We start from the raw sequence: 11,378 nt of genomic DNA, 5'->3' as shown, positions 1-11,378 counted from the left end.
GCCGCTGTTCCTGTGGGCGCCGGACCGGCCGCGTAGCGGCGCCTCGGTGGGCGCGGCGCTGGCCGGCGGCGCGGCTGATCTGGTGCGCCTGTTTGCCGAGGCACGCGGTCACGCCAACGTGCTGCTCTATCTGTTCGCGCGCATGCTGTTCACCGATGGCCTCACCGCCATCCTGCTGTTTGGCGGCATCTTCGCGGCCGGCGTGATGGGCTGGGGCACGCTGGAGATGCTGGGCTATGGCGTGGCGCTCTCCACCGCCGCTGTCGCTGGCGGGCTGCTCGCTGGCCGGCTGGATGGCTGGATCGGGCCGCGCCCGGCGCTGATTGCCGAGCTGGTGCTGCTCATCGGGCTGGAAGCGATGGTGCTGGGCAGCGGCGAGGCGCGCATTCTCTATCAGCCCGCAACATCGGCGCCGGTGTGGAACAGCCCGATGTTTGCCAGCCTGCCCGACCTGGTGTTCCTGGGCCTGGGCTGCGGCCTCGCCATCACCATCACGGCCGCCTATGCCTCGTCCCGCACCTTGCTCACCCGGCTGGTCCCGGCCGACCGGCTGGGCGCCTTCTTTGGCCTCTATGCGCTGGCCGGCACCGCCACCATGTGGCTGGGGCCGCTCTTGGTGCAGGTGGCGACGGGCATCGGCGGCAGCCAGCAGGCGGGCTTCGTGCCGGTCATCGGGCTTCTGCTGGCGGGCCTCGCGCTGCTGCCCTTCGTCAAGGGCGGCGGGCGGCTGTGACGCTCAGCCCTCGATCTTCTCGCGGGCATAGGTGCCCCACATGTGGGCGCGCAGGATATAGCCGGACTTGCCGTCCTTCGACACCCGGCACCACAGATCCTCGCACAGGGTGATGTTGACCACCGCTCCGGGTGCGATGCGCCAGGCGATGCGGCTTTTCAGGTCGGGCGCGACATACAGCAGGCGAACGCTGTCGCGGATGATGCCGGTGCGCGCGCCGGTGAGCAGCGCCTTGTTCATCCAGCCGGTCACGCCTTCGGGATCGCGCACCTGCCGCCAGATCTCATATTCCTTCAAGATCTCCATCGGCAGGCCGGCGCGCTTGTATTCCCACAGGATCGGGAAGCGCTCGCCCGGGCCAGTGCGCATCATGGCGCTGCCGCTCTTGATCGAGACGAAGCGGGGGGTGGGCAGATCGGTGGTGCCATCGGCAAACTCGGCCGCCGCAACAGGGGTTGCGATCAGGCAGGCGGCCAACAGTGCGCGCAACATCGGGTTGTTCATGGGCCCTCCTCTTGACCGAGGCCGCGTTGCTGCGCAAGCCTCGCTGCCATGACCAAGCCGCGCCCGAAAGTGATCGTCACCCGCCGCCTGCCGCAGGCAGTGGAAACCCGCATGGCCGAACTGTTCGATGTCGAGTTGAACCTCACCGACACCGCCATGACCGAGGCGGAATTGTGCGAAGCCGCCCGCCGCTGCGACGTGCTGGTGCCGACCGTGACCGACCAGGTGAATGCCGCCGTGTTCGCCGCCGCCGCCGAGGGCGGGCGGCTGAAGCTGTGCGCCAATTTCGGCGTTGGCGTCGATCATATCGATCTGCACGCCGCGCGCGCCGCCAAGGTGACGGTGTCGAACACGCCCGGCGTGTTGACCGACGACACCGCCGACATGGTGATGGCGCTGATCCTCTCCGTGCCGCGCCGCCTGGGCGAGGGCGAGAAGCTGGTGCGCAATGGCGAATGGCAGGGCTGGTCGCCCACCGGGATGCTGGGCCACCGCATCACCGGCAAGCGGCTGGGCATCATCGGCATGGGCCGCATCGGCAGCGCGGTGGCCCGCCGCGCCCGCGCCTTTGGCCTGACCGTGCATTACCACAACCGCACCCGGCTGCCGCCCAGCCTGGAGGCCGAGCTGGAAGCGACCTTCTGGTCCGATCTCGATGCCATGCTGGCGCGGGTCGACATCATCACCATCAACTGCCCGCACACGCCCGACACGCATCACCTGATCGATGCGCGGCGCTTCGGGCTGATGCAGAAATCGGCGTATCTGATCAACGCGGCGCGCGGCGAGATCGTGGACGAGAATGCCCTGTGCGAGGCGCTGGAGAAGGGCCAGATCGCCGGCGCCGGGCTGGACGTGTTCGAACACGAACCGGCGGTTGACCCGCGCCTTCTCACCTTGCCGGGCGTCGTCCTCCTCCCCCACATGGGCAGCGCCACCTTTGAAGGCCGCCAGGCGATGGGCGAGAAGGTGATCGCCAATATCCGGGTGTGGGTGGATGGGCATCGCCCGCCCGACATCGTCCTCGAAGGCTGGATGTAAGCCCCTCCCGCAACGGGTAGGGGAGACGCGTGCGCAAATCGGCCTAGGCTGGCTCAACAATTGGGAGCAGCGCCATGAAAGCCATCCGCCTTCGCCACCCCGCCGGCATCGACAATCTGCGGCACGAGGACATGGCCGAACCGGGCGCCCCAGGCCCCGGCCAGATCAAGGTGCGGTTGAAGGCCAGCAGCCTGAATTACCATGATTATATCGTGGTGGTGGGCGGCATCCCTACCCCTGATGGCCGCATCCCGATGAGCGACGGCGCCGGCGAGGTGCTGGCCGTGGGCGAGGGCGTGACGGAGTTCCGGCCCGGTGACATGGTCGTCTCCTGCTTCTTCCCCAACTGGCTGGATGGGCTGCCCTCCATGGCGGGCTTTGCCGCGGTGCCGGGCGACGGCGCCGATGGTTATGCGGTGGAGGAAGTCGTCGCCCCGGCCACCAGCTTCACCCACGCGCCGTTCGGCTATTCCCATGCCGAGGCGGCGACGCTGACCTGCGCCGGGCTCACCGCCTGGCGCGCGCTGGTGCCGGAGGGCAATCTGAAGGCCGGCGACGTGGTGCTCGTGCAAGGCACCGGCGGCGTTTCCATCTTCGCGCTGCAGTTTGCGAAGGCCATGGGGGCCACCGTGATCGCCACCAGTTCCAGCGACGAGAAACTGGGCCGGCTGAAGGCGATGGGGGCCGATCACCTGATCAACTACAAGGCCACCCCCGGCTGGGGAGCGGAGGTGATGAAACTGACGCAGGGCCGCGGCGCCGATCATGTCGTGGAGATCGGCGGGGCGGGCACCATGCCCGAATCGATCACCGCCTGCGCGGTGGGCGGCCATATCAGCCTGATCGGTGTGCTCGCCGGCTTTGCCGGGCCGATCCCGACCGTGCAGATCATGGCCAAGCAGATCCGCCTGATCGGCATCACCGTCGGCACGCGCCGCCAGCAGCAGGCGATGATCCGGGCGATCAACCAGACGGGCCTGCGCCCGGTGATCGATTCGCATTTCCCGCTGGCCGAACTGGGCGCCGCCTTCCGGCACCAGGAGAGCGGCAAGCATTTCGGGAAAATTTGTATCGATATCTGAACTGCTGCAACATTGTTCGGGTGGTGAGCGAACAGGGGCAGATTGGAGACGTTCCCGATGCCTCGCCTGTTTCTGCCAGCCATGGCTGCTCTTGTGCTGGCCGCCCCCGCACTCGCCGCTGATGCCGCCCACCCCACGGTGATCGAGCTGTTCCAGAGCCAGGGCTGTTCGTCGTGCCCGCCGGCCAATGCCAATGTGATGGCGCTGGCCGACCGGCCTGATCTGCTCGTGCTCAGCTTCGGCGTCACCTACTGGGACCAGCTGGGCTGGAAAGACCGCTTCGCCCGGCCGGAATTCACCCGCCGCCAATATGATTACAAGGCCGGGCTGCGCCACGACAATGTCTGGACCCCGCAGACCGTGATCAATGGCCGCGTGGACGTGACCGGGGTGCGGGCCGCCGAATTGGCCCAGGCACTGGTGAAGGGCGATCGTGGCAGCGGTGGCCCGGCTGTCACTGCCAGCCCGGCGCGGATCAGCATCGGCGCCGGCAGCGGCCCGGCCGACGTGTGGCTGGTGCGCTATGACCCGCGCATCATCGAGGTGCCCATCAGGGCCGGGGAGAATGGCGGCCGCACTCTGCCGCACCGCAATGTGGTGCGTGAACTGGTGCGGTTGGGCGGGTGGACCGGTGCGGCGACCGACCTCGCGCGCCCGGCGCCAGCCACCGGCCTGCAGGAGGCCGTGCTGGTGCAGCGGCCGAACGGCGGCGCGGTGCTGGCGGCGCTCAGGCTCCGGTGAGGATTCGGTCCATCAGCTGCTTCACCGTCGGGATGAAGCGGTTGGAATAGAAGGGGTCGCTGGCGAAGCGATAGGCGCTGTGGCCGGCGAAGGCGAGGTTGGTCTCCGGGTCGCCGCCGTGGGCGATATCCTGCAGCGTCTTCTGGATGCAGAAGCTGCGCGGATCGGCCAGCCGCCCGGTGGAGTTGCCCTCGTTGTCGGCCCAGGCCGAGAAGCCGCAGTGGGAGAGGCAGCCCATGCAATCGGCCTGGTCCTTGCGGATCTCGGCGCGTTCGGCGGGCGTGACATAGACCAGCGTGTTGTCGGGCGTCTTGAGGGCCTCGGTGAAGCCGGCGCCGTGGAACTCGCGGGCGCGAATCAGGTCATCGCGGGTGACGAAATAGCGCTTGCCGCCCACGCCGACATCGAGCGGGAACTGGTGATCGCCGGTGGCCGTGGTGGAAAAGGCCACCTGCCGCTCGCTGCGGGCTTCGAGCGCGCGCAGGAACGGGTTGCGGATCGCCGACGAATAAAATCCGGTCGGCGAGAATTTGTGAAGCAGGATGTCGCCCTTTTCGAGGTCGAACAGGCGCTGTTTCCAGGCGTCGGGGATCGGGCTTTCCTGCGTCAGCAGCGGCCGGGTGCCGAACTGGAAGACGATCTGGCCCAGTTCGGGATTGTCGAGCCAGTCAGTCCATTCATCGAGCCGCCACACGCCGCCGGCCATCACGATCGGCACCGATTCGGGCACGCCAAGCTCGCGCATGGTGGCGCGCAGCTCGGCGACGCGCGGATAGGGGTCCTGCGGCTGTCGAGGGTCTTCGGCGTTGGACAGGCCGTTGTGGCCGCCGGCCAGCCACGGGTCCTCATAGACCACCGCGCCCAACCATTCGGCCGCCTTGGAATAGGCGCGCTTCCACAGCGCCCGGAAGGCGCGGGCCGAGCTGATGATCGGATAATAATGGACGCCGTGCTGGGCGGCGATTTCGGACAATTTGTAGGGCATGCCGGCGCCGCAGGTAACGCCATTGACGAGGCCCTTCGTACGCTCCAGCACGCCCTGCAGCACGCGCTGGGCGCCGCCCATTTCCCACAACACGTTGATGTTGATGGCGCCGATGCCGCGCTTCAGTTCACTGGACGCGATGTCGTAGGCGCGCTGCACCTGGGCGACGCCGCCTTCGATGGCATAGTGCACCAACTCCTCGTGGCGGTCGCGGCGGGTGGCGGCACGATAGACCTGGGCGATGATGTTGCCATCGGCATCATAGCTGTCGGCATTGACCGCCGAGACCGTGCCGACGCCGCCAGCCAGTGCCCAGGCGCCGGACGAGGCATGGTTGGTGGCCGAAACGCCCTTGCCGCCCTCAACCAGGGGCCAGACTTCCCGTCCGCCCATGACCAGCGATTTCACACCCGCAAGCATCATTGTCCGTTCTGTGATGCCGGCCCATCCGCCGACCATGGCAGTATTGCGGCAAACTTGTGGCAGTGCGCAAGCCACCGCATTGTCTCAGCCTGCGGGACTGGCCCTTTCGGTGTTTGGGGCTTTCGGGCTAGGGGCGGCGCTGCCATGGCCGAATCGCCCGTCTCCGATCCCACCACCATCCGCCGCCTCTATGGGCGGCGGCAGGGCCATGCCTTGCGGCAGGGACAGGCGGCGCTGTTCGCTGATCTGCTGCCGCGCATTGCCGTGCCCGCCGAAGGGGAGATCAGCGCGCCGCTGCTGTTCGGCGATGCGCGCCCGCTATGGCTGGAGATCGGCTTCGGCAAGGGCGAGCACATGGCAGCGCAGGCGGCCGCCAATCCGCACATTGGCCTGATCGGCGCCGAACCCTTTGTCGATGGCGTCGTTGGCGCGTTGATGGCGGTGTCGGCCGGTGGCCTTGCCAACGTGCGCATCCACCACGGTGATGCGCTCGACGTGCTGGAGCGGCTGCCGGAGGCCAGCCTCGATCGCCTGTTCCTGCTCCACCCCGATCCCTGGCCCAAGGCGCGTCATGCCAAGCGCCGCTTCATGAACCCCGGCCCGATCGCGCTGATCGCCCGCGCCCTCAAACCCGGCGGCGAGTTCCGCTTCGGCACTGATCACCCGATCTATTGCCGCTGGGCACTGATGCAGATGCAGCGGCGGCGCGATTTTCAATGGCTGGGCGATACGGCGGCCGATTTTCTCACCCGCCCTGCCGACTGGCCGCAGACCCGTTATGAGGCCAAGGCCCGGCGGCTGGGCCACGAGGTGTGGTATTTCCGCTGGCAGCGCGTGTGAACCCCCCCACCATTGACCGCAGCGCGGCCTTTCGCCTAGGCGTGAAGCCGTGAGCCAGTATCTCGACTTTGAAAAGCCGGTCGCCCAGATCGCCCAGCGCGTCGCGGACTATCGCGCCGCCGGCGACGAGGCCGGCGCCCGCCATGCCGAAGGCGCGGCGCGCCGGCTGCTGGCCGAAACCTACGCCCGCCTGTCGCCCTGGCAGAAGACGCAAGTGGCCCGGCATCCACAGCGGCCGCATTTTTCCGACATTGTGAAGGCGTTGGTCGCCGATTTCCTGCCGCTGGCCGGGGACCGTGCCTACGGCGAGGACCAGGCCATCATCGGCGGCATCGGCACGCTGCGCGGCCAGAATATCCCGGTGATGGTGATCGGCCACGAAAAGGGCAGCGACACCGCCAGCCGCGTGAAGCACAATTTCGGCATGGGTCGCCCCGAAGGCTATCGCAAGGCGGCTAGGCTGGTGGAACTGGCCAGTCGCTTCAACGTGCCGGTGGTGACCCTCGTGGACAGCGCTGGCGCCTATCCCGGTGTCGATGGCGAGGCGCGCGGCCAGGCCGAGGCCATTGCCCGCGCCACCGCCGCCTTCCTCGCCGCGCCGGTCCCGATCATCGCCGCAATCACCGGTGAAGGCATGTCGGGCGGCGCCATCGGCATCGCCGCTGCCGACCGGGTGATCATGCTCGAACACGCTGTCTATGCCGTCATTTCCCCGGAAGGCTGCGCGTCGATTCTGTGGCGCACGGCCGAAAAAGGCGAGAACCGCGCCGCCGACGCTGCCGAGGCGATGAAGGTGACAGCGGCCGACTGCAAGACTCTGGGCGTCATCGATACCATCGTGCCGGAACCGCTGGGCGGCGCCCATCGCGATCCGGCCGCCGCCATCGCCTCGCTGGCCATGGCGATTGCCGCCGAACTGCAGCCGCTGCTTGGCGTGTCGCCCGCGGCCCTCATCAAGGCGCGCCGGGCGAAGTATCTGGCGATGGGCCGCAGCCTCTGACGCTGTTCAGGCTGGCTCAAGCCGGGCTGCCACAGTAGATTGGCTGCCATGAAGACAGGTTCCGCCCCACTTGCCATTGCCCTCCTGCTGCTGGCCGCCCCCCCGGCGGCCGCGCAGGCGCCGCCCGGCCTCACCCCTGCCGAACGCCAGGCCGGGGCCCAGGCCCATCCGCAGATATTGCAGCAGTTTGGCGGTGCCATGTCCGGCCCGGTGGCCGATTATGTGCGCGGTGTCGGGCAGAAGATCGCCGTGCAGTCGGGCGGCGGCGCCAAGCCCAGCGACTATAATGTCACCCTGCTCAATTCGGATGTGAACAACGCCTTCGCCATCCCCGGCGGCTATGTCTACATCACAAGGCAGCTGCTCGCGCTGATGAACGACGAGGCCGAGCTGGCCTTCGTGATGGGGCACGAGGTGGCGCACGTCGCCGCCCGTCATGGCCAGAAGCGGCAGAACCGGGCGGCGCTGTCCAACGTGCTGGCCGGGCTGGCCGGCGTGCTCACCGGTTCCAACATCGTTGGCCAGGGTGCCGGCATGGTGGCGGGCCTCACCACGCTGGGCTTCAGCCGTGAACAGGAACGCCAGGCCGACAGCCTCGGCGTGCGCTATCTGTCGACCGCCGGCTATGATCCGATGGCGGCGGTGGACAGCCTTGCCGCGCTGGGCGCGCAGACGGCCCTGGAGGCGCGGTTGCAGGGCCAGGGCGGTGCCGAACCGTCGAAGTGGCTCTCCACTCACCCGCCCAGCACCGAGCGGGTGGCGCGCATGAAGAGCGAGGCGCAGCCGCTGGCGGCGCGCGGCGGCGCGCGGGCGCTGAACCGCGATGCCTTCCTCAACGCCATCGACGGCATGATCTATGATGACGATCCGGCCGAGGGCGTCATCATCGGCACCGGCTTCCGCCACGGCGGGCTGCAGCTGGCGCTGGATGCGCCGCAGGGCTTCCGCCTCAACAACAGCCCGCAGGCAGTGACAGGAGCCGGGCCGAACGGCACGCAGTTCGATCTGCGCGCCGCCGATGCCCGCCAGAACAGTCTTTCGGCCATCGCCCAGGCGCGCTGGCAGCAGCTGGGCGTGCAGTCGCAGCCAGAGATGCGGGCCACCCGCATCAACGGCATCGAGGCGGTGCAGGGCAGCGTCAACGCCCGCACTCGCAACGGCCCGGTGGAAGCGACGCTCACCGCCTACAATTGGTCGCCGCAGCTGGCGCTCACTCTGCTCACCATTGCGCCGCAGGGTCAGGGCGGGACGGTCGCCCCGGTGGCGGGCAGCGTCCGCAAGCTGTCCTCGCAGGAAGCCGGGCAGATCCGTGCCCGGCGCATCCAGGTGGTGCGTGTCGGCGCCGGCGACACCGCCGAAAGCCTGGCGGCGCGCATGGCCTACACCGATGATCGGCTGTCCCGCTTTCTCACCCTCAACCAGCTGCAACCGGGCGCTCCCTTGCGTGCCGGTGATCGGGTGAAGCTGGTGGTGTGGCGCTGAGCCCCATTTCGGGTGCCATGACCCGGCTCGTCCACGTGGTCGCCGCCGCGCTGGAGGACGGCGCGGGGCGCGTGCTCCTGGCGCAAAGACCGCCAGGCAAGGCGCTGGCCGGCACCTGGGAGTTTCCCGGTGGCAAGCTGGAGCCCGGCGAAACGCCAGAGGCTGCGCTGGTTCGCGAGCTGGACGAGGAGCTGGGCATCTGTGTGGGTGCCCTCGAGCCCTTTCACTTCGCGTCTTTTTCCTATCCCGATTTCCACCTCGTCATGCTGCTCTATCGTTGCCGCGACTGGCAGGGGGAACCGGTGGGGCGCGACGGCCAGGCGCTGCGCTGGGAACGACCCACCGACATGGCCGCCCTGCCGATGCCGCCGGCGGATGTGCCGCTGGTGGCGGCACTGGTTGCCGCTGCACGACCCTGACTGGCAAAGGTTGCGCCCGCAAGGCTGCGCCCCCGAGGTTGCGCCTTGATGACAGGGCCGCTATGGCCGCGCTGTTCGCAACAGGGGGCGCGCCAATGAAAATCCTCGCCGGCAACGGCAATCCCGATCTGGCGCAGGCGATCGCCGCCTATCTCGAGATCCCGCTCACCCAGGCCGCCGTGCGCCGCTTTGCCGACGAGGAGATCTTCGTCGAGATCCACGAGAATGTGCGCGGCGAGGACGTGTTCGTGGTGCAGCCCACGGCAGCGCCGGCCAACGACAATCTGATGGAACTCCTGATCTGCATCGATGCCCTGAAGCGGGCCTCGGCCCGGCGGATCACGGCGGTGGTGCCCTATTTCGGCTATGCCCGGCAGGATCGCAAATCCGGGTCGCGCACGCCCATTTCGGCCAAGCTGGTGGCCAACCTGATCACCAAGGCCGGCGCCGATCGCGTGCTGTGCCTTGATCTCCACGCCGGGCAGATCCAGGGCTTCTTCGACATCCCGACCGACAATCTGTTTGCCGCCCCGGTGATGGCAGCCGACATCACTGCCCGCATGGGCACCGATGACCTGATGGTCGTTTCGCCCGACGTGGGCGGCGTGGTGCGCGCGCGGGCGCTGGCCAAGCGGCTGGGCAACGCGCCGCTGGCCATCGTCGACAAGCGCCGCGAGCGGCCGGGCGAATCCGAAGTGATGAACATCATCGGCGACGTGAAGGGCCGGCGCTGCATCCTGGTCGACGATATCGTCGATTCGGCCGGCACCCTGTGCAATGCCGGCGCGGCGCTGCTGGAGGCCGGCGCCACCAGCGTCACTGCCTATGTGTCGCACGGCGTGCTGTCGGGCGGCGCGGTGGCGCGTGTCGATGGTTCGGCGCTGGCCGAACTGGTGGTCACCGATTCGATTGCCGCCACGCCGGCGGTGAGGAGCGCGCAGCGCATCCGTCGCATCACCATCGCGCCATTGCTTGCAGAAGCCATGCGCCGCACCGCAGAGGAAAGCTCGGTCAGCAGCCTCTTCGATTGATCGGGGTTACAGCGCCTCGGATTGATTGATCGGCGTCAGCCCGGTCAGTCGCCGGTGCTGCGGTTCACCACCGTGCCGTCGGGCTTGTAGACCTTTTCAGGCGTCACATACTCGCCCTTGGGCGTGCAGATGCCGCCCGGGTCCTGCTTGCGCATCTTGGCGCAGAATTCGGTGTCGGGGCGCGGCTGCGCCTGAGCCAGCGCCGGGACGGCGGAAACGGCCAGCAGGGCAGCGGCAGTGGCAAGAATGATGGTCTTCATGGACGCACCCTTACACTTGAATGGCTTGCGTGGCCATGAACAAGCTGGCTATCCCGGTGGCGTGGCCGCTCAATCCCTTCCTCCCCCGCAGGCCCGGCTGTTGCTGGACACGGCGGCGCTGACGGCCAACTGGCGGGCCTTTGCCACCTGTGGCCGTGCCGAGGCCGCCGCCGCGATCAAGGCCGATGGTTATGGCCTGGGGGCCCGCGCGGCGCTGCTGCGGTTGGCGGCGGCGGGCTGCCGGCGCTTTTATGTGGCCCATTGGCAGGAGGTGCCGCCGTTGCTGCCACTGCCTGAAGGGGTCAGCCTGGCGGTGCTGCACGGCGTGACCGCCAGCGAGATGGACGCGGCATTGGCGCTGCCGGCCACCCCGGTGCTGGTGACTGAAGGGCAGGTGACGCTCTGGCGGCAAACGGGCCGCCCTTGCGAGCTGATGGTCGACACCGGTATGAACCGGCTCGGCCTGCCGCCGGCCGGCATCGCCGAGGTGGTCGCCGGCCTCGAGATCAGCGTGCTGCACAGCCACCTCGCCTGCACCGAAGACTTGGCCCACCCCATGAACGAGGCCCAGCGCGCCGTTTTTACCGAGGTTGCCGCCACGGTGCCGGCAGGTCGCTATGCGCTGGCCAATTCGGCCGGGGCCGGCCTGGGCGCGGCCTTTCACTTCGATCTCATCCGCCCCGGCATTGGCCTGTTCGGCGGCGGCCTGCTGCCCGATGGCCTGCCGGCGCATGCCGTGGCCCGGATGGCAGCCCGCATCATCCAGCTGCGCGACGTGCCGGTTGGCGGCGCGGTGGGCTATGGCGCGGCCTTCGTGGCGGAGCGGCCGAGCCGCAT

At 68.5% G+C, this 11,378-nt stretch carries 13 protein-coding genes; 10 read left to right on the top strand and 3 right to left on the bottom strand.

Going from position 1 to position 11,378, the window contains the following annotated elements; all coding sequences use genetic code 11:
• Positions 1 to 733, top strand: a 733-nt coding sequence (locus tag GJV64_RS06630; RefSeq protein ID WP_205599550.1) for an MFS transporter, incomplete at its 5' end; no start/stop codon positions are given.
• 3 nt (positions 734 to 736) lie between these two features.
• Here the strand turns inward: GJV64_RS06630 and GJV64_RS06625 are convergent.
• Positions 737 to 1,237, bottom strand: a complete 501-nt coding sequence (locus GJV64_RS06625; RefSeq protein ID WP_164156482.1) for an SH3 domain-containing protein — start codon at positions 1,235 to 1,237, stop codon at positions 737 to 739.
• A 48-nt stretch (positions 1,238 to 1,285) separates the two neighbouring features.
• Here GJV64_RS06625 and GJV64_RS06620 point away from each other — a divergent pair, with 48 nt between their 5' ends.
• The 3 genes from GJV64_RS06620 (at position 1,286) to GJV64_RS06610 (ending at position 4,101) form a co-directional block, all read left to right on the top strand.
• Positions 1,286 to 2,278 carry a 2-hydroxyacid dehydrogenase gene (locus tag GJV64_RS06620; RefSeq protein ID WP_164156481.1) on the top strand — a complete coding sequence of 331 codons (993 nt, stop codon included), beginning with the start codon at positions 1,286 to 1,288 and terminating at the stop codon, positions 2,276 to 2,278.
• A 74-nt stretch (positions 2,279 to 2,352) separates the two neighbouring features.
• Positions 2,353 to 3,360, top strand: coding sequence for a zinc-dependent alcohol dehydrogenase family protein (locus GJV64_RS06615; RefSeq protein ID WP_164156480.1), 1,008 nt, complete (start codon positions 2,353 to 2,355; stop codon positions 3,358 to 3,360).
• A gap of 57 nt (positions 3,361 to 3,417) precedes the next feature.
• Positions 3,418 to 4,101, top strand: coding sequence for a DUF1223 domain-containing protein (locus GJV64_RS06610; protein ID WP_164156479.1), 684 nt, complete (start codon positions 3,418 to 3,420; stop codon positions 4,099 to 4,101).
• Here GJV64_RS06610 and GJV64_RS06605 read toward each other — a convergent pair.
• Complete coding sequence (locus tag GJV64_RS06605) at positions 4,088 to 5,506, bottom strand: NAD(P)H-dependent flavin oxidoreductase (RefSeq protein ID WP_164156483.1); 1,419 nt, start codon at positions 5,504 to 5,506, stop codon at positions 4,088 to 4,090. The two genes, GJV64_RS06610 and GJV64_RS06605, sit on opposite strands and share 14 nt — an antisense overlap.
• 147 nt (positions 5,507 to 5,653) lie before the next feature.
• On the opposite strand from GJV64_RS06605, the gene trmB reads away from it, so the two are divergent.
• From trmB to GJV64_RS06580, 5 genes are all read left to right on the top strand, one after another.
• Entirely contained in the window at positions 5,654 to 6,349 is a 696-nt protein-coding gene (trmB, locus tag GJV64_RS06600) for a tRNA (guanosine(46)-N7)-methyltransferase TrmB (protein WP_164156478.1), read from the top strand.
• A gap of 49 nt (positions 6,350 to 6,398) precedes the next feature.
• On the top strand, positions 6,399 to 7,349 hold the full coding sequence (locus tag GJV64_RS06595) for an acetyl-CoA carboxylase carboxyltransferase subunit alpha (RefSeq protein WP_164156477.1): 951 nt from the start codon (positions 6,399 to 6,401) through the stop codon (positions 7,347 to 7,349).
• A 48-nt stretch (positions 7,350 to 7,397) separates the two neighbouring features.
• Entirely contained in the window at positions 7,398 to 8,831 is a 1,434-nt protein-coding gene (locus GJV64_RS06590) for a M48 family metalloprotease (RefSeq protein ID WP_164156476.1), read from the top strand.
• Positions 8,832 to 8,848: 17 nt separating this feature from the next.
• Entirely contained in the window at positions 8,849 to 9,250 is a 402-nt protein-coding gene (gene mutT / locus GJV64_RS06585) for an 8-oxo-dGTP diphosphatase MutT (RefSeq protein WP_164156475.1), read from the top strand.
• Between the two features lie 95 nt (positions 9,251 to 9,345).
• Positions 9,346 to 10,281, top strand: a complete 936-nt coding sequence (locus GJV64_RS06580; protein ID WP_164156474.1) for a ribose-phosphate pyrophosphokinase — start codon at positions 9,346 to 9,348, stop codon at positions 10,279 to 10,281.
• Positions 10,282 to 10,325: 44 nt separating this feature from the next.
• Here the strand turns inward: GJV64_RS06580 and GJV64_RS06575 are convergent, their stop codons facing one another.
• On the bottom strand, positions 10,326 to 10,541 hold the full coding sequence (locus tag GJV64_RS06575) for a hypothetical protein (protein ID WP_164156473.1): 216 nt from the start codon (positions 10,539 to 10,541) through the stop codon (positions 10,326 to 10,328).
• 100 nt (positions 10,542 to 10,641) lie between these two features.
• On the opposite strand from GJV64_RS06575, the gene GJV64_RS06570 reads away from it, so the two are divergent.
• A partial coding sequence (locus tag GJV64_RS06570; protein ID WP_205599549.1) for an alanine racemase occupies positions 10,642 to 11,378 on the top strand: 737 nt, incomplete at its 3' end.

Source organism: Sandarakinorhabdus rubra (assembly GCF_010994245.1).
GTDB lineage: Bacteria > Pseudomonadota > Alphaproteobacteria > Sphingomonadales > Sphingomonadaceae > Sandarakinorhabdus > Sandarakinorhabdus rubra.
This window is presented reverse-complemented; position numbering and strand designations above follow the sequence as displayed.